Annotated in this window: 17 protein-coding genes and 1 riboswitch; of the genes, 9 read left to right on the forward strand and 8 right to left on the reverse strand. The window is 40.7% G+C overall.

Annotated elements, in window-relative coordinates:
• Nucleotides 1-156: 156 nt before the first annotated feature.
• A riboswitch (cobalamin riboswitch) is annotated at nucleotides 157-287 on the reverse strand.
• Nucleotides 280-1,029 (reverse strand): histidine phosphatase family protein, encoded by a 750-nt coding sequence (locus tag ACRWQN_RS16555; protein WP_434938926.1) that lies wholly within the window; start codon nucleotides 1,027-1,029, stop codon nucleotides 280-282. (Overlaps the previous riboswitch by 8 nt.)
• Before the next feature lie 192 nt (nucleotides 1,030-1,221).
• Here ACRWQN_RS16555 and metH point away from each other — a divergent pair, with 192 nt between their 5' ends.
• On the forward strand, nucleotides 1,222-4,938 hold the full coding sequence (metH, locus tag ACRWQN_RS16560; protein WP_434938927.1) for a methionine synthase: 3,717 nt from the start codon (nucleotides 1,222-1,224) through the stop codon (nucleotides 4,936-4,938).
• 186 nt (nucleotides 4,939-5,124) lie between these two features.
• On the opposite strand, the gene ACRWQN_RS16565 is transcribed toward metH, so the two are convergent.
• The 3 genes from ACRWQN_RS16565 to pbpG all read right to left on the reverse strand — a co-directional run bounded on the left by ACRWQN_RS16565 (nucleotide 5,125) and on the right by pbpG (nucleotide 8,362).
• Entirely contained in the window at nucleotides 5,125-6,327 is a 1,203-nt protein-coding gene (locus ACRWQN_RS16565) for a diguanylate cyclase domain-containing protein (protein ID WP_434938930.1), read from the reverse strand.
• 104 nt (nucleotides 6,328-6,431) lie between these two features.
• Nucleotides 6,432-7,067 (reverse strand): cupin domain-containing protein, encoded by a 636-nt coding sequence (locus ACRWQN_RS16570; RefSeq protein ID WP_434940687.1) that lies wholly within the window; start codon nucleotides 7,065-7,067, stop codon nucleotides 6,432-6,434.
• A gap of 395 nt (nucleotides 7,068-7,462) precedes the next feature.
• Nucleotides 7,463-8,362: a D-alanyl-D-alanine endopeptidase gene (gene pbpG, locus ACRWQN_RS16575; protein WP_434940688.1), complete on the reverse strand. Its 900-nt coding sequence runs from the start codon at nucleotides 8,360-8,362 to the stop codon at nucleotides 7,463-7,465.
• A 397-nt stretch (nucleotides 8,363-8,759) separates the two neighbouring features.
• On the opposite strand from pbpG, the gene ACRWQN_RS16580 reads away from it, so the two are divergent.
• The 4 genes from ACRWQN_RS16580 to rpiA are packed head-to-tail and all read left to right on the forward strand — an operon-like array spanning nucleotide 8,760 to nucleotide 11,548.
• Nucleotides 8,760-9,455, forward strand: a complete 696-nt coding sequence (locus ACRWQN_RS16580) for a hypothetical protein (RefSeq protein WP_434938932.1) — start codon at nucleotides 8,760-8,762, stop codon at nucleotides 9,453-9,455.
• Nucleotides 9,379-10,002 (forward strand): hypothetical protein, encoded by a 624-nt coding sequence (locus ACRWQN_RS16585; protein WP_434938934.1) that lies wholly within the window; start codon nucleotides 9,379-9,381, stop codon nucleotides 10,000-10,002. Before ACRWQN_RS16580 ends, ACRWQN_RS16585 begins: the two co-directional genes overlap by 77 nt.
• A 21-nt stretch (nucleotides 10,003-10,023) precedes the next feature.
• A complete protein-coding gene (locus ACRWQN_RS16590) occupies nucleotides 10,024-10,848 on the forward strand; it encodes a mechanosensitive ion channel family protein (RefSeq protein WP_434938936.1) in 825 nt (274 codons plus the stop codon).
• A 37-nt stretch (nucleotides 10,849-10,885) separates the two neighbouring features.
• Entirely contained in the window at nucleotides 10,886-11,548 is a 663-nt protein-coding gene (gene rpiA, locus ACRWQN_RS16595) for a ribose-5-phosphate isomerase RpiA (protein ID WP_434927015.1), read from the forward strand.
• Nucleotides 11,549-11,777: 229 nt separating this feature from the next.
• Here the strand turns inward: rpiA and ACRWQN_RS16600 are convergent, their stop codons facing one another.
• The 3 genes from ACRWQN_RS16600 to rsuA all read right to left on the reverse strand — a co-directional run bounded on the left by ACRWQN_RS16600 (nucleotide 11,778) and on the right by rsuA (nucleotide 15,103).
• Nucleotides 11,778-13,640, reverse strand: a complete 1,863-nt coding sequence (locus tag ACRWQN_RS16600) for a methyl-accepting chemotaxis protein (RefSeq protein WP_434938938.1) — start codon at nucleotides 13,638-13,640, stop codon at nucleotides 11,778-11,780.
• A gap of 276 nt (nucleotides 13,641-13,916) precedes the next feature.
• Entirely contained in the window at nucleotides 13,917-14,150 is a 234-nt protein-coding gene (locus ACRWQN_RS16605) for a cytochrome c3 family protein (RefSeq protein WP_226413640.1), read from the reverse strand.
• A 260-nt stretch (nucleotides 14,151-14,410) separates the two neighbouring features.
• Entirely contained in the window at nucleotides 14,411-15,103 is a 693-nt protein-coding gene (gene rsuA, locus ACRWQN_RS16610) for a 16S rRNA pseudouridine(516) synthase RsuA (protein WP_434929124.1), read from the reverse strand.
• Nucleotides 15,104-15,386: 283 nt separating this feature from the next.
• Here rsuA and ACRWQN_RS16615 point away from each other — a divergent pair, with 283 nt between their 5' ends.
• The 4 genes from ACRWQN_RS16615 to ACRWQN_RS16630 all read left to right on the forward strand — a co-directional run bounded on the left by ACRWQN_RS16615 (nucleotide 15,387) and on the right by ACRWQN_RS16630 (nucleotide 19,479).
• Entirely contained in the window at nucleotides 15,387-17,483 is a 2,097-nt protein-coding gene (locus ACRWQN_RS16615; RefSeq protein WP_434938940.1) for a M13 family metallopeptidase, read from the forward strand.
• 138 nt (nucleotides 17,484-17,621) lie between these two features.
• Nucleotides 17,622-18,404, forward strand: a complete 783-nt coding sequence (locus tag ACRWQN_RS16620; protein WP_434938942.1) for a GTP pyrophosphokinase — start codon at nucleotides 17,622-17,624, stop codon at nucleotides 18,402-18,404.
• 129 nt (nucleotides 18,405-18,533) lie between these two features.
• On the forward strand, nucleotides 18,534-18,935 hold the full coding sequence (locus tag ACRWQN_RS16625; RefSeq protein ID WP_226413636.1) for an SMI1/KNR4 family protein: 402 nt from the start codon (nucleotides 18,534-18,536) through the stop codon (nucleotides 18,933-18,935).
• A gap of 43 nt (nucleotides 18,936-18,978) precedes the next feature.
• Nucleotides 18,979-19,479 carry a DUF4447 family protein gene (locus tag ACRWQN_RS16630; RefSeq protein WP_226413634.1) on the forward strand — a complete coding sequence of 167 codons (501 nt, stop codon included), beginning with the start codon at nucleotides 18,979-18,981 and terminating at the stop codon, nucleotides 19,477-19,479.
• A 134-nt stretch (nucleotides 19,480-19,613) separates the two neighbouring features.
• Here ACRWQN_RS16630 and ACRWQN_RS16635 read toward each other — a convergent pair whose 3' ends face one another.
• The gene (locus ACRWQN_RS16635) at nucleotides 19,614-22,184 is read right to left on the reverse strand and encodes a TonB-dependent receptor (RefSeq protein ID WP_434938944.1); all 2,571 of its coding nucleotides are present in this window, start codon (nucleotides 22,182-22,184) and stop codon (nucleotides 19,614-19,616) included.
• Between the last annotated feature and the right edge of the window lie 316 nt (nucleotides 22,185-22,500).

Raw genomic sequence — 22,500 nt, forward strand, 5'->3', positions numbered from 1 at the left:
AACACTTTGGGAATTCACAAATCACGCCCTCGACAATGGCTTGATTTACGATTAAGTAAGCCAAGCATAAACAAGCCGAAGTTAACTTGATGGCTGATAGGGGAAGCACGAACAAGATCAAACATACACGCTCCGCTGAGTATCCCGCTCAGGCGTAAAAATGAATAGTGACAAGCTGGTATCTGACTTTTGCTGGCCACAGACATAAATATGCAGGACAAACAATCACAGTTGCGGGGACAGTTCGGGCTTACCCGATTCCCAATACTCAACACTATATTAAAACGGCTCTATTTTGGTGGTTAATGATGGCCAGTTCAATCTAAAACTGATCTTTTCAAAACATAAGCTGCCTTGTGTGGCCATTTGTAAGTCATCTGCATCAATAAATACATCAACTGTCATCAACGCGGCATAGGGTAATTGTAATTGCGTAAACACACCAGCCTGCCCTTCAGCACCTAACAGTTGTGCAATAATGCAACGCATTACCCCGCCATGGGTCACAACAAGTGCTTGATTGGGTAATTCACTTGCAAGAGTTTCATTGGTCAATTTTGCAGTGGCAAAAGGCTCATCCTGAACATCACCGTCAATCGAATTCAGCATCTGACTAATAATTTTCACTAATACCTGCTTCACTCGGGCACTAAAATCAACTAAGTGCTCACCTCCTGGTGGCGTGTTGTCATGCAGCCAAGGGTTTGCCCAGTATGCATCTAATTGCGCTTGATGTAGCTTATATAATGCCTGCCAGGTTTGACCATCCCATTGGCCAAAATCAATTTCTTGTAAACTGTCTAATAGGGTTATGGGCAACTGGTGTTGTTTTGCGATAAGGTCACTAAACACAGCGCAACGCCTCAACGGGGATGAATACACAATAGCAGGGCATAGCGCTAAGCTATTAAAAGCTTGTTGCATTTGTATTTGACCTTGCTCAGACAAGGCTACATCTGTTTTACCGCGCAGGATCTCACCGCCAAGGCAGTGACCATGGCGCAGGAATACCAATTGAAGATGTTTCATGGTTTTCTGCCTTGCCCTGAAGATAACAACTCGCGTATTATGGACGTCTATACGTATAAATGTCCAAACAAAATTCTGTTTATTGAGAGCCAGCTATTCATTATTTACCCATTAACTCTCAATAAAATAGCTAGTTAGATAAATATGTCACGATTAAGTTAACGTGCCACTGCATTAAAAAGGTAATCCGTTATGACCAAGTCAACTTCCTACAGTCAAGTGCTTGAACAACTGACAAACACGCTAAAAGAGCGAATTGTCATTCTCGATGGTGCTATGGGTACCATGATCCAAGACTACAAGTTGGAAGAAGAAGATTACCGTGGTGACAGATTTAAAGACTGGCATTGCGACGTCAAAGGCAACAATGACATGTTGGTCCTTAGCCAACGTCAAATCATTAAAGATATTCATACTAAGTATCTGCTAGCCGGTGCTGACATTATTGAAACCAACACCTTTAACGCTACCACCATTGCTATGGCTGACTACGATATGCAGTCGCTATCGGCTGAAATTAATTTAGAAGGTGCCCGGGTTGCTCGCGAAGCAGCCGATGAAGTGGCCGCGCAAACGGGTTATGCCCGCTATGTAGCGGGTGTGCTTGGTCCAACCAATCGCACCTGCTCAATCAGCCCAGATGTAAACGACCCTAGCTTTCGTAACGTTAGCTTTGATGAGTTAGTTGATGTTTATGTTGAGTCAACCACAGCCTTAATTGAAGGCGGCGCCGACATCATTATGGTTGAAACCATCTTTGATACCTTAAACGCCAAAGCCGCCTTATTTGCCATTGAGAAAGTATTTGATCAACTTGGCGATCGCTTGCCAGTAATGATTTCAGGCACAATTACCGATGCATCTGGTCGCACATTGACCGGCCAAACCACTGAAGGTTTTTACAATTCACTGCGTCATATCAAGCCATTATCTATCGGTCTTAACTGTGCATTAGGCCCAAAAGAACTGCGCCCTTATGTTGAAGAGTTATCCCGTATTGCTGAATGTTTTGTGTCTGCTCACCCTAACGCCGGTTTGCCGAACGAGTTTGGCGGTTACGATGAAACTCCAGAGGAGATGGCTGAAGTCATTAGTGATTGGGCCCGTGAAGGCATGCTGAATATTGTAGGCGGATGTTGTGGCAGCACACCCGCTCATATCCAAACAATACGAGAATCGGTAATAAATCACGAGCCACGCCAGATACCTGAAATTCCGGTAGCTTGTCGTTTGTCAGGGCTTGAGCCATTAACCATTGATGGTAACTCACTCTTTGTTAACGTCGGCGAACGAGCCAACGTCACCGGCTCAGCTAAATTCTTACGCCTCATTAAAGAAGAAAAATTTGAAGAAGCGTTAGATGTGGTGCGCGAACAGGTTGAAAATGGCGCACAAATAATCGGCGTCAACATGGATGAAGGCATGCTAGACGGTGCCGAGTCGATGAAAAAGTTCTTAAACTTAATCGCTTCAGAGCCCGATATTTCCCGCGTACCGATTATGATCGACTCATCAAAATGGGAAGTGATTGAAGCCGGCCTTAAGTGTGTTCAAGGCAAGTCAATTGTTAACTCAATTTCGATGAAAGAAGGCGAAGAAGCCTTTATCAAACAAGCCACTCTAGTCAAACGCTACGGCGCTGCAGCGATTGTGATGGCCTTTGATGAAGATGGCCAGGCTGATACGCGCGAACGTAAAACTCAAATTTGTACCCGTGCCTATCGCTTATTAGTTGATGTGGTCGGCTTTCCCCCTGAAGACATTATTTTTGACCCGAACATTTTTGCCATTGCTACCGGTATTGATGAGCACGACAATTATGCGGTCGATTTTATCGAATCAATTAAAGACATTAAAGCCACCTTACCCTATGCGATGATTTCTGGCGGCGTGTCAAACGTGTCATTTTCATTCCGTGGCAACAACCCAGTGCGCGAAGCCATTCATGCGGTGTTCTTATACCATGCGATCCAAGCGGGTATGGACATGGGCATTGTTAACGCTGGCCAACTAGCCATTTATGATGACATTGATGCCGATTTAAAAGAAAAGGTCGAAAACGTGGTTCAGAACCTGCCCTGCCCGGTTGCAGATTCAACCAACACAGAACAGTTATTAGATGTGGCTGAAAAGTACCGTGGCGACGGCACTCAAGTGGCTAAAAAAGAAGATTTAGCATGGCGCAGTTGGCCAGTCGAAAAACGTTTATCGCATGCCTTAGTCAAAGGTATCACCGAATTTATTGATGAAGACACCGAAGCAGCAAGGCTTCAAGCAGCACGTCCACTTGATGTTATTGAAGGGCCGCTGATGGACGGCATGAATGTGGTCGGCGACTTATTTGGTGCAGGTAAAATGTTCTTGCCACAAGTGGTTAAATCCGCTCGAGTGATGAAAAAAGCAGTTGCTTTTTTAAACCCGTATATTGAACTAGAAAAAGTTGAAGGCCAATCAAACGGCCGTATCTTAATGGTGACGGTTAAAGGTGATGTGCATGATATTGGTAAAAATATTGTTGGCGTTGTCTTGGCTTGTAACGGTTATGAAGTGGTTGACTTGGGCGTGATGGTATCGGTTGATAAAATTCTTGAAGCGGTGAAAGAGCATAATATCGATATCATTGGCATGTCAGGCTTAATTACCCCAAGCCTTGATGAAATGGTACATAACGTCAAAACCTTCCACCGTGAAGGCCTGACCATTCCAGCCATTATTGGCGGAGCGACATGTTCTAAAATTCACACGGCGGTAAAAATTGCGCCACATTATCCGCACGGCGCCATTTATATTGCCGATGCCTCGCGCGCAGTGCCTATGGTTTCTAAGCTGATTAACAATGAAACACGCCAGGCGACTATTGATGCAGAATATGCCGAATATGATGTCATGCGTGAAAAACGTTTATCGCAAACTAAACGTAAAACCATTGTGCCAATTGAGGTTGCCCGCGAAAATCGCTGTAAACATGATTGGGAAAACTACACTCCATTCACGCCCAATGTTTTAGGCCGTCAAGTGTTTGATGATTATCCACTGGAAGATTTAGTCGAGCGTATCGATTGGACACCATTCTTTAGAAGCTGGGAACTTCACGGCCGCTATCCAGATATTTTAGAGGATAAAGTCGTCGGTGAAGAAGCGCGTAAATTATTTGTTGATGGTAAAGCCATGCTTGAAACCATCATCAGTGAAAAGTGGCTAACGGCTAAAGCGGTAATAGGTTTATTCCCTGCTAATACAGTCAACCATGACGATATTGAACTGTATACCGATGAAAGCCGAACCACAGTAGAAATGACTACTCATCACTTGCGTATGCAATTAGATCGAGTTGGCAACGACAACTTCTGTTTATCGGACTTTGTTGCGCCAAAAGATTCTGGTGTCGCAGATTACATGGGTGGCTTTGCCGTCACTGCGGGCCATGGCATTGATGAGCATGTGGCACGCTTTGAAGCCAATCACGATGACTACAATGCCATTATGCTTAAATGCCTTGCAGATCGCTTAGCTGAAGCGTTTGCTGAACGCATGCATGAGCGGGTACGCAAAGAGTTTTGGGGATATGCGGCTGATGAAGTACTAGATAACGAATCCATCATTCGTGAGAAATACAAAGGTATACGCCCAGCACCAGGTTATCCGGCGTGCCCTGATCATACTGAAAAAGGCCTATTGTGGGATTTACTTAAACCCGATGAAACCATTGGTTTAAATATTACCGAAAGTTATGCGATGTTCCCCACAGCTGCAGTATCCGGTTGGTACTTTGCCCATCCGAAATCCCGCTATTTTGGGGTCACTAACATTGGTAAAGACCAAGTAGAAGATTATGCCAAACGTAAAGGCATGAGCTTAGCCGAAGCCGAGCGTTGGTTATCACCTGTACTTGACTACGATACAGAGTAATCATTACTTTATAACCTTAAACAGCTCTCTTTACTCTCAAAAGTTACTCATAGCAGGCCGATACACAGGCCTGCTATTATTTCACTATTGATCAATCATCGAATAATTGAAACGGTAATGTTTATCAAACGAACTCTCTAAGTTATAACAATACCTGGATAGACTAGCAGAGAGCATTAAACTAGGTTAATTCTGTTGCGCAATAAAACCAAATCTATCGACATTCAACTCTTGCAAACTAGCGGTCTGAGAAGTATTAACTTGCTGAATGGGTTGCTTCAAGACACGTTCTGCTTGTTGCATTAATATTTGCCAACTATGGTCATTGTCTGACTGCATCGCAAAACCAATGTTGATATTAACTCTCTGGTCATCGTGCAATGGTTTAATGACTAAATTAGCCACTTTCTCTTTTAATCTAACGGTTAACCGTTGCAATTGATCCGTTGAAGTCTCTTCAAACAACAAGACAAACTTATTATCATGATGTCTGAAAATCCCGCTATTAATATGAGCCGTAAACTGTAAAACACTGGCGACATGCTTAACAACACTATCACTACCACCGTAGCCATATTGTTCACTTATATGAGGTAGTGAATCAATTTCAACAATCATAATGGCCATGGGGGCATTTTGATAAAGACCTAACTCAAAAACTTGTTTGGCTCGATGGGGTAAAGCTTGGCGATTTAACAACCCTGTTAATAGATCAACCTGAGTCACATCTTGCAATTTGAGTTGTTGTTGACGATATACAATTAAACAACACGATAATGTTATTAAGATTAAAAAAGTGAACACAGTCAAAGTACCTGACGATTGTAAAACGCGATTCCCCGCAGCACTTAAGGTTAATTGTTTATCAAAAGCTACAAATATAAATCGAACAAATTGTTGTCCAAAAAATATCAATTCTGCAAACAGAAAAGGGTAATAAATAGCGTGAAGCTTTCTAGATTTAGCCGCCAATATAATGGTCAAAACAGTACAGATATTAATAAGCATTAACAAAGGATATATATAAAGCAACCTAGATGTCAGTGACTCTAAAAAGCCTGGGACGTAATGCATTAAAAACACAATTACAGCGATCAATATCATTGATGGCCACTGAGGGGTAAGCTGAAGCTGCCGTCTGATACCGGCAAGTAAACCAAGATGAGCTAATATATAACATGCATTAGCTAAGCTGGGGCCAAGCCAATATGGAATAGGGAAAGAGTAAGAAAGTAAGCCAATGCAACTACTGACAAAAAATAATCCACCAGCTATGCTCCAATCTATTAAGCTGCGCTGGCGGTGACCAACAACATAAAATGCCAGTAAACTGATAGCCATCATCGCACTGACTATTGCGGTTGATACGTGAAGAGTAAAAGCATCCATTGCTAAATTACATCCTAAATATGCATGTTAAGTTAATATATCGTTAAAAATAATACTTTAAAAGCAACAAACTAATATTTATCACAAATGACGCGTTATATCCGTTATAAATGCCCTGTTTTGACCCAAATAACCGTATCCTGTTCAACATAGGGATTGTGCTGACTTAAGTGTGGACTGCGTAGCCAGGTCCCAGCAGGATAATGGCCGTGTTCATCAATAAACTCGCCACTGATAACATATATTTCTTCACCGCCAAAATGACGATGTGGTTGAAATTGACATCCTGCAGGCCAAAAAACTAACGCACTGGATTCACTTAGATGCTGATGTAACGGCATTACTTGCAACTGACCTTGGCCCGGTAACCAAGGTGCGTGTTGAGTGTCGATACGAACTTGCTTTAAATCTGATGGTTGAAACTGATGCAACTTAACCAGTAATTCACAGCCCTGTAAACTAAAAGGGGCGTGACTAAAACCTTCGGGATTGCGAATGTATGTGCCCGCTGGATAATCGCCAGTTTCATCAGAAAACACGCCAGATAAAACCAGAATTTCCTCGCCTAATGGGTGTGGATGTGATGAAAAACTGGCACCCGCATCATATTTAACAATACTGGTTGCATGGCCTTGCTCAGCTTCTTCTCTAGCAAGACGCTTACGCCACACGCCCTTCGCGGGGCTTTTATCCCAGCCCAATTGATTAGTGTCAATAACCACACGTTGGTTAAAGTCCATGTTAATTGAGTCACTTTTTATCGACTTTAAAGGATTAATCTCTGGGATATCAACATCGTTAGAATTACTACTTTGCATTACGGTTCCTCATTCACAATATGTGGTTATCATAGATTGATTAAACAGGAAAACAAGCAGGTACAATTGTGACACCTAGGTACTTTTAGGTGTATTTTAATGAAATATAAGTATTAATTTAATTTACCAGACCGATAAATAATGAGAGCCTTAAAATGCTTTCACCCAATAATGCAATATTATAAGGTCACCACAAGTTAAGGCTTACGACAAAACCTAGTTAATAAACTGTCGTAGCTGCAATGCTTAACAGGTCAACTAAATGTGCCCATTACAAAATGCTCAACCACCCACTTTTGGACTTTAGCTACTGATGTTTAGCTATTAGATTTGGCCAATTGCTTTTGTTGTTTATATGCCTTAGCCGATGCAGGAATTGGGGTTACTTTACCCGTTTCTAACCATTTTTTAAGACGGCTAGCATCGGCTATATGGGTATATTTGCCAAAGGTATCGAGCACCACAAATGCGACTTTTCGCTTATTCATTTCGGTCAACATAATTAAGCAATGACCGGCTTTGCTGGTATAGCCAGTCTTAGTTAGCGCGATATTCCAACCGTCTTTAAATACCAACTTGTTGGTATTCTGGAAGTCAAGATTGTATCTTGGCTTATTGAAAATAATGTGTTTTTTCTCAGTTGAACTTAACTTGCCCAATAAAGGATATTTTTGACTTTCCTGTAGCAAAATAACCAAATCCTTTGCACTGGAGACGTTATCAGCCGATAAACCTGTTGGCTCTGCATAACGAGTTTGCTCCATACCCAATGCTTTCGCTTTGGCATTCATTGCATCAATAAAAGCAAAGTAGCCACCAGGATAATGATGGGCAAGCGCTGTTGCTGCACGATTCTCTGAAGACATTAAAGTCATCAGCATCATGGTTTCACGGCTAACTTCACTGCCAATTCGTACTCTGGAGTAAACATTACGCATAATTGGGGCTTGATGAATATCTACTGTAATCATTTCATCTAAAGGTAATTTAGCATCTAACACCACCATTGCAGTCATCAGCTTAGTCACAGATGCTATGGGTACTTGATGATTAATATTACTCGAATATAAAACTTCATTAGTGTTAAGGTCCACCAGCATAGCACTACCCGCGGCTAGCTCTTGTTGTTGAGAAGACGCAACGGCTGGTGCTGCATAAGCCTGATGGGTTAAGCTAGCTAATAATAACAGTGTCGAAAAAACAGATTTGAATGGCATCATCAAGGTTAATTTTTCAATAAAAAAATAAAATTAAGTATACGCTAAACAATGATTAATCAGCGAGTCAATTCATACGAAAGTAGCGCTTTAACTTCACTTTCCATGAACAAATAGCCTACGGGGTCATTACATCGTGTTATCTGCTAAACCGTTATCGATTGGTCATTAAGATAGCTATACTCATTTATTAATCATACTTGCCAGCAGTAATAACCTATAATCACAGTAAATTGGTAATAATAACAATCACAACTAGCACTCTATGCCAGCGTTAATTTACTGTTATAGTACTTATTCTGACGTAATGAAAAACGTTATACCTGTTAATCCGATTTACTTTTTAGAGGTTGGATCAGATGCTGCTTACTAATGGCTTGATCAAATGGATAACATTATGGCAATGACTATCGATGCACTTCTTGGTAAGTGGCAACAATTTATAACCTACATCAACCCTGATAGTGCAGCTACAGAGCAAGAGTCAGAGCCGACAAATACATTATCCTTAAAAGCCATTGCGCAAACCTATCGACACCATGGGCTTAGAAGCCCGCTCAAACAACAGATCTCTTATTCAGTAAATACGGATATTTACCATGTCATCGGGCGAGAACAAGCTATAGATCAAATCAACAACGCCATTGAGTTATGGCGTGATAACCAAGGTGAATTGAGCGCGATCATTGCCCCTTTTGGAGCAGGTGTCAGTACTTTTATTCAGAATATTATTCGCGGGCAACCGGAGTCTGAGCCACTATTATGGCTTAGCTTCTGTAAAGCGCCACTGTCTTCAAAAGAAGCTATCGCCACTTTATATGATTGTTTTGATATCCAAAATGAGCCCCAATCAATTACAGAAGCCATTAGATTAATCAATGCACAGCCTCAACATATTATTTTCCTGGATGACATTCATCGATTAATGCAGCGCCGAATGGGCAGTTATCAAGCTTTGGTAACATTAGCGACTATATTAATGGAAACCAGGCAAAGGCATTGCTGGATTATGGGGTGTGAAACCTATGTATGGCAAAGACTCTCTTCGCAATATCAAATTACTCATTTTATTAAAACCGCTCGTTCAGCTTAAGTATTTTACTCAGACTGAATTAACCACATTTCTTACGCTTTACTTACCTGATATGGGTATAAATTTACCGCATGAAAGCAATAACACACAAGAGAATGAAGGCGATTCAGCTCTCACCATAGAGTTAAACGCCCTAGAGTCCCACACCAAAACCTTAATGAAAATCTGCCAAGGCCAGCCTAGACTCGCTTTATTCATTTTAAAGCAATCTATTGATGAGCATAAGGTATCTAAACTTAGCGATCTCAACTCAAAAGATATTTTCACTATCGACACCCACGCACTAAAAAGTTTAGATGAAGAATCTCTCTTTGCACTCGCAGAAATTTATGTTCATGGCGGATTAACCGTGGAACATTTAAGCATTATTTTCAACATGTCTATCGAAGAAAGCTCGTTAAAATTGGAGTTTCTCAGCAGGCAAGGTCTATTAATAACACAATACTGTGAAAGTGATTTTGCGCGACACTTTTATCAAATACCACCAGTACTGAGTAAAATAGTCGCCACGCACCTGCTTAATCACAACAAACTTTTTAGCTTCTAATCATTACCAAAGAGAATAGGTATGGAATCAACAACAGATGCACTACAGTCGCTAATTAGCATCATCTCATTAGAGAAAATAGCCTTAATTTTATTGATATGCTTTTTTGCCTGGGCGCTATTGAATGTAATAAAAATCAGTTTAGATAAACTCACCATAAAGCTGCCAAAATATCGATTATTCTGGGGACGACTTTACCCGTTTATCCGCTTATTTATTTGGGGCTGCGTAATAATTTATACTACTGCAGGAATTATCGCACCTCACCAAAATGTAGTGTTAGCTATTATTGGTTCAATCAGTATAGTTATCGGTTTAGCGACTCAAGAACCGGCAAAAAATATGATTGCTGGCTTCATTATTATGTTAAATCCCCCCTATCGAGTGGGTGATATGGTCTCGCTCGCAGGCCATTATGGCGAAGTAATAAAACTTGAATGGAGCGTAACCTGGCTGCGAACCTTTGATGACAACACCATCATGGTGCCTAATGCTGAGGTATTAAAAAATGCCGTATCAAATGCCAATAGCGGCGCCCTAGATGAAATGGTTGTAATCAGTTTTTATTTACCTTTGCACGCCGATCATAAACAAGCCATAGCCCTCGCCAAAGAAGCTACACAATGCTCACCTTACACCTTTTTAAATAAACCCATTAGGATCATATTGGGGACAGATTTATCCTATGGGCAGCATATGCAAACCATTACCATAAAAGCTTATGTAATGGATGTACGCTTGGAAAGAAAGTTCATCAGCGATATCAATGTAAGAGTGTTAGATGCTTTTAAAGATGCGCATTTTTATGACGACAAGCAAATAATTTCGCCGCAGGTTACGTTATAATCGAGATAATGTTAAAAACAACTAATGGAATTGCCTAATGACTCAAGATGAAATGAAAAAAGCGGCCGGCTGGGCTGCATTAAAATATGTCGAAAGAGATACCATTGTAGGTGTAGGTACAGGCTCAACGGTTAATCACTTTATTGATGCACTAGCAACAATGAAAGATGATATTAAAGGCGCGGTTTCAAGCTCGGAAGCATCAACAGCAAAAATGAAACAATTAGGCATTGAGGTATTTGATCTAAACAATGTTGCAGACATAGCCGTTTATGTCGATGGCGCCGATGAAATTAACGACCGCATGGATATGATTAAGGGCGGTGGTGCAGCTTTAACCCGTGAAAAAATTGTTGCCGCAGTAGCCAAAAAATTCATCTGTATTGTTGATAACACTAAACAAGTATCGATATTAGGCGACTTCCCGCTACCGGTAGAAGTTATCCCGATGGCGCGCTCATATGTGGCACGTGAATTAGTTAAATTGGGCGGTGATCCTGAATATCGTCAAGGTGTAGTGACCGATAATGGTAATGTGATAATAGATGTTCACAATATGAAAATTTTAGATCCTAAAGTCATGGAAACTAAAATTAATGCCATAGTCGGCGTTGTAACCAATGGTTTATTTGCTAACCGTGGCGCTGATGTATTGCTAGTTGGCACACCTGAAGGCGTTAACACTGTCACCTCAAAGTAACAGCTTTTTATACTGCTAGCTTTGAAATAGTTATTTTTTAGCTACTTCAAAGACTAAAGCAGCATTCTCGTCCAATAAAAAACCTAACTCGCTAAGTTAGGTTTTTATTTATCTAGTGCCTGCGCATACAAGATGTAATAGCCGCTGCCCCTGAGAAAAAGTATAGAAATAGCTAATTAATTACTGAGCTACAGATACTAATAACCATGTCCAACACATCAAAGTACTTTTAGACTTTAAACATACTCACTGATTTATGCAGACCAGCTGCGCGAATACGCAAATCCTCTGATGCTGCTGCATTCTCTTCTGAAGCATGCGAAGACTCATCAGCTATGTCACGAATAACCACCACGTTTTTATTAACCTCAGCAGCCACCATGCTTTGCTCCTCAATTGCGGCAGCGATTTGAGTGCTCATGTCCATAATATTAGTCACATCTTCATTAATTAAGCGTAGTAATGAACCCGCACTTGCAGCTTGGTCAGCACTTTCTGCACCTTGGCGCTGGCTAGTTTCCATTAACTGTACAATAGAGCGAGTCCGTGTTTGCAAGGTAGTAATAATACCGGCAATCTCCTCGGTAGACTCTTGGGTTCGCATCGCTAAACTTCTAACCTCATCTGCAACAACCGCAAAACCGCGACCTTGTTCCCCTGCTCTAGCAGCTTCAATTGCGGCATTAAGTGCCAGTAAGTTAGTTTGCTCTGCAATTCCTCGGATAACATCTAATACACTGCCAATAGTCTTACTGTCCTGCTCGAGCTCGCGAACCACTTTAGCTGAATCATTAAGCTGACTGGCAAGTAGTTGAATTTTTGCTATCGTTTCTTCTACACCAATTTGACCACTCTTTGCGTTATCGTGGGTTTGGCTAGCTTTTAATGCGGCTAATTCAGTGTTATTAGCAATCTCATCAATTGTGGCGCCCATTTCAGTAATGGCGGTTGCAACCATGTCAGTTTCATTCAGCTGCCTTAATACACCTTCTGATGCTAAAGAGGCATTATTAGATAGCTCCTGGCAGGAAGTATTCATTGCATCAACAGCTTCATTGACTTGCTCAATCAAACTTTGAAATGCTCCCACCATACTATTAAAATGAGTGGCAATTCGTGATAACTCATCATCCCCTGAGTCATCACAACGCAGGGTTAAATCTTTAGATTGCTCAATACTGGCAATTACGCGGGTAATATTTTCAACGGGGGTAATAATGCTGCGAATAATATAATAAGTGGATATCGACAAAGCCAGGGTAATCAATAAGAAAATACTGCCGCCTAAATATATGCCATTTTCTTCTGCTTGATTAATTTCAGCTAAAGTTTGTTCTTTTAACGCTTTACTATCGTCATCGGTTTTATAAATAGCATCGCGTAACACCTTCATTTTACCGTCAACTTCAGTCAAGCCAAATTCTTGCTCTTTACTCACTAAGGCCTGAAAGTCAGCCTGATATTGGTCAATACTCGCCTGTAATTCATCTTTGGTTCCAGAGGCTAAATACGAACTATTTACCGCTTGCTTAAACTGACTAATATAAGATTTAAACGAGTCTATATATTTAGGGTCGCGGCGCAACATGAAATCTTTTTCATTACGGCGAAGTTGTAACATGATGACTAATAATCCATTTTCATCATTGCTGCTTAAGATAGATTCCACATTATGAACAGCTTCTCTTAGCTGACCATACAGACCTGTTTTAGGGGTTAAGCCTATTTCTTTTTGCAGCACCACAACATCGTTAAATGTCGATTTATAAGTCTGGACACTGTCTTTTAAGCCATTTAAAGCAGTAAGGGGGATATTGCGATCATTTAGCACTTCTTCAACACGCTCAAACAATACATTTAGGTCTGCGAAATTCTGTTGATGTTTTTCAAGATATACGACATCCAATCTGTTTAAAAAATCTTTTTCTTCTTTTCTCAGTTGATAAATTTCTTTTTCAATTTCCATTACACTGGTTGTTGCCAATGCCAGCTGCTGTTGTACGTTGATGGAATATTGTTGTAATGCAAACATAGCAACAAGTGCCGAGATCGATACGGCTGCACTCAACAGAAGCTTAGATCGGATTAACATAGCGCATCCTTTTTTCATTTTAATAGTTAATATATAGTCGTTTTTATGTAAGTAAGCTAATAAATAAACTAAAAATTAAGCCAAAAATTAAGCTAAAAATTAAACTAAATATTCTTTACAAAAAAATTACCATTAAATTATTATCGGCATATGACATTAAACCTAAATGTTTTTATCGACATTTACAGCCAAAAAATCATAAAAAAAGGCCTTCCGAAGAAGACCTTAATTCATCACTATTATGCTAAAAGCCCAATGCTTGCACAAATACGAGGCTTATTTTTCCATTTGGTGGCAATCAGTACATTCTTTCATTGTCAGTTCAGGGCTGTGCATTTCCATGTCTATTTCATGCGCATCACCAATAGCATGACAATCAGCACAAACAGCTAAGGTTGCTTCATTTTCAGTATGCATAGCAACGTCGATACTTTCATGACACTCAACACAGTCAACTGCAGCAGCTGAACCAGCAAAAAATAGTGCAGCAAATAAAATTGAATATTTCATATATACTCCTAAGTCATTTAGGCGCAGATCAGTATTATGCGTTCCAAAGCTCAACATTTACTGCACGCGTTTAATAAGTGTATTAACCACTATTTTAGTTTCTATTTCAAAAAAGATTATCAAAAATGATAACAACATCAAATTTTAAGCGTTATTTTTACAATCTGAATCAACTTTAGCAAAGCTATAGGCTTCTGCACGATTTTCAACCAAAAAAATTACCACCAAGCTATTTACCACTTGGATATCTAAATCATAAATTAATGGATGGAGTCCACTTCTTCTTGTGTTAAGTAGCGCCAATCTCCGGGCACTAACTCTGGGTCTAGTTCAATTTGACCAACACACTCACGGTGTAAATTAACCACTTTATTACCAACTGCGGCAAACATGCGTTTAACTTGATGATATTTGCCTTCGCTAATTGTCAAGCGCACCTGTTGTGGAGTAATAAGCTCTAAAATAGCAGGTTTAGTTAACCCATCCTCATTCCGCAGTGCAATACCACTGGCAAAAACAGCCACTAAATCTTCAGTAATGGGATCAGCTAATTCGACTAAATAACGCTTACCGCAATCTTTTTTAGGTGAGGTTATTTTATGAGACCACTGACCATCACTAGTGATCAATACTAAACCTGTAGTGTCAGCATCTAGCCTTCCGGCAATGTGCAAGGTATCGATTTTTTCGATATCCATTAGGCTCAACACCGAAGGATAAACTTCATCAATAGTCGAGCAAATAGTGTCCACTGGCTTGTGCAACATGATATATCGTTCACCTACCACAGAAATCACTTGGCCATCTAAACAAACCACTGTTTTTTCTGTCACTTGAAATCCCGAATCTTTTATAATGACACCATCACAGGTAACATCACTTCGGTGAAGTGCTTTTTTCGCCATAGTACGGGTCAGTTCGGTACTCTCACAAATAAATTTGTCTAAACGCACAATCAATACTCACTGCTTTAATTTGTTCATATTATGCGGTCTTAAGTTAAAAATAGAAATAACAGCCGAGTAAATCGTACTTTTCGTTACACCTAGTCACAAAAAACCACACTAAAACCCCCAGAGAACGCTTGTATTATTAGCCGACAACCCCTTAACATAGCTGTCACAACAATAAGTCAGCAGTCAATTCAAAGAAATACTTTGGCACTCAACACCTGACAAGATAAAAACAAAATTACCAGCCTCCATTGAAGGGCATATTTAACGCAAGGGAAACAACATGAAAAAATTGGTTATTGGAGGACTTTGTGCCTCGCTTATCGCTGGCCTGTCAGCTTGTAGTGATAATACTCAAGCAACAGCTGATTCGGCAGCAAAAACTGAAGTCACTAAAACAGCAACCGCAGCAGCTGTTGAAAAAGCACTGACTTCAGGTGTTAGCTTTGACAATATGGACAAAAATATTCGTCCACAGGATGACTTTTACTTATATGTTAATGGCGGCTGGATGAACACAGCTGAGATCCCAGGCGATCGCACTAACATTGGTGCTTTTTACGACTTACGTGAAAATGCCCGTGACGACGTTAAAGTTATCATTGAGGATTTAAGCGCCACGCCTAATTTAGCAGATGGTACCGGCGAGCAAAAAGTGGCGGACTTGTATCGCTCATTTATGGACGTTGCAACCTTAAACAAGTTAGGTATCGCACCAATTCAAGCTGATTTAGATAAAATTTCAGCGCTAAAAGACAAAAAAGAGTTAACGGCATTTTTTGGTGTAAATCAAGCTAATGGTGGCGGAACGCCATTGGCATTCTACGTTGAAATAGATGCCAAAAACTCTAGCCGTTATGCGACTCATATTTGGCAATATGGCTTAAGCCTGCCAGAAAAGGATTACTATTTTAACCAGGAAGAGCGCTTTGTTAATATTCGTAAAGCCTATGTTGAACATATCGAAAAAATGTACGACCTAGCTGGTTTACCAAATGCTAAAGCAAACGCACAAGCTGTTCTTGCGCTAGAAACCAAAATTGCTGAAAAGCATTGGGATGTCGTTGAAACTCGCGATAGCACCAAAACTTACAACTTGTATCAAGTAGCTGACTTAGATGAGTTAGCACCGGACATTAACTGGCAAGGTTACTTGGCAGCATTAGGGGGTGATAAGCAAACTGATATTATTATCAACCAACCTAGCTATATCCAAGGGTTAAATGAAGTCATTAAGAACAATGACCTTGATGCATGGAAAAATTACCTCACGTGGATGACCCTAACCCACAATGCAAGCAACTTATCAGAAGCGGTAGACAACGAAAATTTTGCTTTTTTCTCTAAAATCTTAAATGGTCAGGCAGAGCAAGAACCGCGTTGGAAGCGTGGTGTCACTACAGTAAGCGATACCCTAGGTGAAGTCGTCGGTAAAGTGTATGTTAAACGTCATTTTGCTCCAGAAGCGAAAACACGGATGGAACAGCTTGTTGAAAACCTTCGTGGCGCTTATGGCTCGAGCATCGATTCGCTAGATTGGATGAGCGCTGACACTAAAGTCGCGGCAAAAGACAAGCTAGCTAAATTTAACCCAAAGATTGGTTATCCAAATAAATGGGATGACTATACTAAACTGACGATTAAAGCGGATGATTTATTAGGTAATGCTAAACGCGCTGCAATTTTTGAACATAACAAAAATTTAGCTAAGCTAGGCCAACCAATAGATAAAGACGAGTGGCACATGACGCCGCAAACCGTTAATGCTTACTACAACCCAACCATGAACGAAATTGTGTTTCCTGCTGCAATTTTACAACCACCATTCTTCAACTTAGAAGCTGATGATGCGGTTAACTACGGTGGTATTGGCGCGGTTATCGGTCACGAAATGGGCCATGGGTTTGATGACCAAGGTGCTAAGTTTGATGGTGAAGGTAACATGCGTGACTGGTGGACTGAAGCTGATTTAAAAGCATTTGAAGCTAAAGGTAATGCCCTTATTACCCAATATAGCGGTTATAAAGTATTTGACGATTTGAACGTGAATGGTGAATTAACCTTAGGCGAGAACATTGGTGATTTATCAGGTGTGACCATTGCTTATAAAGCTTACAAAATGTCACTAAATGGTCAAGAAGCACCAGTAATTGATGGTCTAACTGGCGATCAACGTTTCTTTATGGGCTTTAGCCAAATCTGGCGTGTGAAAATGAAAGAAGAAGCCATGCGAAATCGCGTAGCAACGGATCCACATTCTCCAGGCCATTTCCGTGCATTAGGCGCATTGTCTAACATGCCTGAGTTTTATACTACTTATGACGTGAAAGAAGGTGACAAGATGTACCTTGCACCAGAAAGCCGCGTGAAAATTTGGTAATAATAGCTTGATACCCAAGGGCGCCTTCTGGCGCCCTTTTTGTTAACCATCTTTAATGTAAACGCTTGCTGTCATTCAGGATTGATTCAGCTTCAGTAAGTTACAGTGTCCCCAAGCTAATCGCTTGGAGAATTTACATTGAATAAACTTTTTCGTACTCTTTTTATTTTTTTAGTGCTACTGAGCACCCGCCAAGTTACCGCCCAGTCACTTGCGCCTGTAAATCAACAAGATGACAAAGTCCCTTACGGATTAAATCTCGGTACTCACAATGCGCTTGATATTTTATATTCAATCCCTGACTTTCAAGCATACCAGCCTATGCAACAATCAGCAGACTTGATTCATTTAATGACACAAGCAGATCTGGCTCAAACTGAGTTAGGCCAGCTTTTGTCGGTTATCAGTCAACAGAATAAAACAACCATGTTGTTACCTGCGGCCAAAAGCTATCAGCGGGCGTTACAAAAAGTAACTCATAAGTTTGAAGGCGATGCCCGTTTAATTACCGATTTAGCCCGAGGAAGCATAGTGGCTAATAATGTTGATGACTTAATGGCAAGCTACAAAATGTTAGCTGAAAACAGCGAAGTGGTACAAATTAAAAACCGCTTTGCTAACCCAAAGGTATCAGGTTATCGCGATTTAAATGTTCTGCTGAAACTGCCACAAAGCCAAATGATTGTTGAAGTGCAGTTACACCTACAAACCATTGCCAATATAAAAAGTGGTCAGGATCATAAACACTACGAACAAATTCAGCAAATAGAAGCCATCGCCAGCATAGAACATCGTCCATTGAATGAATTTGAAATACAGCAAATAACCCGAATTCGTCAACAATCCCATAAGCAATACCATAAAGCTTGGCTGGTGTATAAACGTCAAGTTATCACTACCGATTATCCACAAGCAGCCTAACCAGCCATTAATTCCACCCACCCTTTTGCGCTCATATGAGCGCATTTTTTTTATCTGAATCAGCCATTATCTCTGCTATAATCCCGCCCAATATCGCATTGACCGCTATCGCGACTAAAGGAACATCCAATGCAAGACATTATTGACCATTTACAAGAACTCAGTGAAACAGTTCCAGTTCCTTTTGAATTACCCACTTTTGAGCAACTAGTCGAAGTTGAAGAACAAATATTAATTGGGCTTCCAGGGGATTTAAAAGAGTATTTACTGTATGCCAGTGACGTTATTTATGGCACTTATGAGCCAGTTACTGCCACAGATCCCTACTCGCACACGTATTTGCCAGAAGTAGCCAGTTACGCATGGTCTATTGGATTACCAAGAGAGCAAATCCCCATTTGCCAAATAGGTGACAGCTTTTACTGCATTGAAGAAAACGGTCAAGTGCAATTTTGGAAAAACGGTCGCTTTAGTGATGCACGTTGGGAATCATTGTGGGACTGGATTGAAGATATTTGGCTTGGACTATAACACCCATTTTCACATTCAAACATCAGCTTATTTAGGAAATATTATGTCAAACCCTTCTGGCTTAAACGCCATTGAAATGCAGTGTTTACGCCAATCATTTGGTTTAACAGTTGAGCAGGTCGCACTCATCACTAAAACGACTTCTGAAGCGGTTATCGCATGGGAAGCCGGTGAAGCTGAGGCGCCAATACCTGCTCAAAAGAAGCTATTAGAAATTGATGACATCATTGAAATGCAAGTGCTCAATACCACCGATGGCATTGAAGAGTTATTTAAAAAAGAGCCTAAACGCCGTTTAGCGTTTGTGGTATATCCAACCCAAGCACTTTATACCCAATATAATCCTGAATTTTTAAGCTCATTACCGGTAACAGAGTTGTATAATACTGCGGCATGGCGAATTAAAAAAGAATGTAAGCTGGTACTTGAAGTTGATGTGAGCCTTATAGCGCTGGATGCAGAAGCATACAAAACCTATCGCGCAGATAGCGGCATGAGTGAAAGCCGTGAAAGCAGAGCTAAATGGGCTGCAACTCAGCTATAGTCATTGGCTATAACATAACAAACAACAAGGAAGCTTAATGCTTCCTTTTTTAATGCCGATAAAATCATAATCTATTAATGAAAAAGCCACACCCAAAAGAGGGATGTGGCTTTTATTATCTGAAGATTTAATGCTTAAAACTTCATTGTCACTTTAGTGTAGAGATAACGACCAAGCGGGTTATGGACACCCATTGCATAACCATAAAGGTCAGCATCACCATCGCCAATCGCAAATGATGGCGATTCATCAAACACATTATTTACACCTACAGATAGCTTAACCGTGTCATTGAAACGGTATGAGCCAGACATATCCACTAATAACTGCGACTCAACAGTGCGGGTTTCATTGTAGTCTTCAAACTCACCGATATAGCTTAAGTTAACGTTAGCGGCAAAATCATCCATCATCCAGTTAGTTGTTGCTAACCAGCGATGTTCTGGGTATTCGTATTTTCCTGTGTAATCAGTAACATCCCCCTCGGCACCTACTTTTTCGAAGCTGATTAAGTAGCTGTACTCTAAACCAAACTTCACATCACCAAAATTGTTTAACTCAATACCATAGTGAGAAGATAAATCTACACCCTGTACTTCTTGCGAACCAATGTTAACGAACCCTGATTTGATCACATCAAGAGGACCTAATGTTTGGCCAGGTTGCGGCGCATTTCGTAAACAAACAGTACTATTTTGAACGTTACAATTTGCATCATAAAGATCTTGGTTTTGCAGTGAATCAATTTTGTTGTCTTGTAGAATATTAAATATATCAAAACCCACATCAAACTGTTGGCTTGGCGCCCATATCATGCCGACGTTCCAAGTCTCAGACTCTTCCGCTTTAAGGTTAGGGTTACCGGCAAAAATAAAGTTGTAGTCGAGTAACTCACAATCTACATTATCGGCGGCACAGCGGTAGCTATCGACTAAAAAGTCACTCTTTTCAGATGGACCAAGACCAATTTGTGCAAGTGATGGTGCGCGGAAACCGGTAGACCAAGAACCACGAGCGGTTAACTCATCATTAATGCCCCACTGGAAAGCAATTTTAGGGTTAGTGGTTGAACCGAAATCACTGTAATTGTCATAACGACCCGCTAACTGCAACTCAAAGCTATCAGTCACTGGAACAGATAACTCTACATAAGCCGCATATTGATCACGTGAACCAAATGCTGATATAGCTTCAGTACCAAAAATCAAACCACGTTGGAATTGCTCATCGGGAATATCGCTAACACTTTCTTCACGGTACTCAGCCCCAGCTGCCATCATGATATCGCGGTCTGCAATGGTAAATGCATGGCCTGAAATACTGGCATCATAAGCAGTAATACTCGACTTACCTTGTCTTACAAGGCTAGTGGTAATACGATCAATAACATCTTGTGAATTAACCGCTGCGCCGAATGGATTGTAGTTACCGGCATCAATTTCAGCTTGTAAATAATCCGTTCTTACCCAGCCCTGTGAGCGATCACCTGTTTGAGTGGATTCACTGCGACCACGTTGGGTTGATACTTCCCAATCCCACTCGTTCACAACGCCACGAAGACCTGCCACAATACGCATAGTATCGGATTCGATATCCCAACCACGCGCACCGGCATCAACGGTACGGTAACGACCAATTTCAATATCTTGTCCAAAAGGATTATTTGGGTGTGAACCCGGAACGGTTAAGCCAGCATCTTCATCTAATGGTGTTGGTGCACCGCCCGCTTCAGAAGTATTATGTTGTACAGATAACTCTAAAAATGCGGTTAAGTCTTCGCCCAACATGTAATCAAATTGCCCAATAGCACCAACACGCTCAGCCGTAGGAATAGTTAGGTTGTACGGGCCGTAATCGAATAAACAACTGCCACTTGATGTTGCATTTTCAGGAGGACAATCTGGATCGATGGTTTTAACACCGTTAACATAAAAATAGCCAGGGTAGCCACGTGATGAACGATAATCTTCGCCGCCATAAGGCGATTGATTTGCGGTACCAAATTGGCCCATGTCTTCTGCAGATAATGTGCCGTTGGTAAAGTAATCTAAAATAATAGATGCACTGCCTTTATCGGCTTTAACGCCCCACACTAAACTCGCTGTGGTTTCGTCATATCCCGTGCCGCTATCATCGCCATAACCTAAGTTAAGCTCAATGCCTTCAATGTCTTTTCTTAAAACAATATTGACTACACCGGCAATAGCATCAGAGCCATAAATTGCTGACGCGCCATCTTTTAAAATATCGATACGCTCAATGGCAGATACAGGAATGTTATTAATATCAACAAACGAGTTTGAAATTCCTTCGGCAAATGCACTTGCACCAACACGGCGGCCATTAATTAATACTAATGTCGCATCAGGGCCTAAGCCACGTAAACTGATTGACGCACCGCCGTTTGCGGTAGAATCCTGGCTGTTGCCGCGAGTTGAGAATGCGCCAGAACCATTGGCAGGCATACGCTCTAATAATTGCTGTAGGTTGTCAAAACCCATGTTAGCAATATCTTCTTTGTTAAGTGATTGTACTGGCGAAGGTCCTTCAATATCTGTCCGTTTGATACGAGAACCGGTCACTTCGATACGTTCAACTTTAGCTTCAGCTGATGCATCGGCGGCTTGAGCAACAAAGGCGATTGGGGCCAATGACAGTGATACAGCAATAGCGCACGCGCTGCGCAAAACGTTAGGTCTTTTCATGATCTTCCTTAAAATATTTTTTATTTTATATCCATGACTACTGCAAATTGCGGTAACAATATAATTACCTACGACTTGCTTGGATTATTATTTACATGTCCAAGTTAATTTAAAATTTAACAAAGTCAATACAATGCAGTAATGTAAATGTAACCAAACACTTAATCAAGAATAAAAAGCCAAAATAAATGAATTTAAATTCAAAAAATAAATATGACCGGATGATACATAAATAAGATAAGTAACTAGAATTACCGACCTAGCCCTTGTCTAATCAAAGATAATGGTTATATTTTGCCGTTAATACGTTAACTGT

This window comes from Shewanella sp. HL-SH8 (assembly GCF_051165765.1).
Lineage (GTDB): Bacteria > Pseudomonadota > Gammaproteobacteria > Enterobacterales > Shewanellaceae > Shewanella > Shewanella glacialimarina.

What these genes read in the sequence shown, in the direction of transcription:
- ACRWQN_RS16555 (WP_434938926.1), bottom strand. Translation starts at nt 1,029, where the DNA reads ATGAAACATCTTCAATTGGTATTCCTGCGCCATGGTCACTGCCTTGGC.
- metH (WP_434938927.1), top strand. Translation starts at nt 1,222, where the DNA reads ATGACCAAGTCAACTTCCTACAGTCAAGTGCTTGAACAACTGACAAAC.
- ACRWQN_RS16565 (WP_434938930.1), bottom strand. Translation starts at nt 6,327, where the DNA reads ATGGATGCTTTTACTCTTCACGTATCAACCGCAATAGTCAGTGCGATG.
- ACRWQN_RS16570 (WP_434940687.1), bottom strand. Translation starts at nt 7,067, where the DNA reads ATGGACTTTAACCAACGTGTGGTTATTGACACTAATCAATTGGGCTGG.
- pbpG (WP_434940688.1), bottom strand. Translation starts at nt 8,362, where the DNA reads ATGCCATTCAAATCTGTTTTTTCGACACTGTTATTATTAGCTAGCTTA.
- ACRWQN_RS16580 (WP_434938932.1), top strand. Translation starts at nt 8,760, where the DNA reads ATGGCAATGACTATCGATGCACTTCTTGGTAAGTGGCAACAATTTATA.
- ACRWQN_RS16590 (WP_434938936.1), top strand. Translation starts at nt 10,024, where the DNA reads ATGGAATCAACAACAGATGCACTACAGTCGCTAATTAGCATCATCTCA.
- rpiA (WP_434927015.1), top strand. Translation starts at nt 10,886, where the DNA reads ATGACTCAAGATGAAATGAAAAAAGCGGCCGGCTGGGCTGCATTAAAA.
- ACRWQN_RS16600 (WP_434938938.1), bottom strand. Translation starts at nt 13,640, where the DNA reads ATGTTAATCCGATCTAAGCTTCTGTTGAGTGCAGCCGTATCGATCTCG.
- ACRWQN_RS16605 (WP_226413640.1), bottom strand. Translation starts at nt 14,150, where the DNA reads ATGAAATATTCAATTTTATTTGCTGCACTATTTTTTGCTGGTTCAGCT.
- ACRWQN_RS16615 (WP_434938940.1), top strand. Translation starts at nt 15,387, where the DNA reads ATGAAAAAATTGGTTATTGGAGGACTTTGTGCCTCGCTTATCGCTGGC.
- ACRWQN_RS16625 (WP_226413636.1), top strand. Translation starts at nt 18,534, where the DNA reads ATGCAAGACATTATTGACCATTTACAAGAACTCAGTGAAACAGTTCCA.
- ACRWQN_RS16630 (WP_226413634.1), top strand. Translation starts at nt 18,979, where the DNA reads ATGTCAAACCCTTCTGGCTTAAACGCCATTGAAATGCAGTGTTTACGC.
- ACRWQN_RS16635 (WP_434938944.1), bottom strand. Translation starts at nt 22,184, where the DNA reads ATGAAAAGACCTAACGTTTTGCGCAGCGCGTGCGCTATTGCTGTATCA.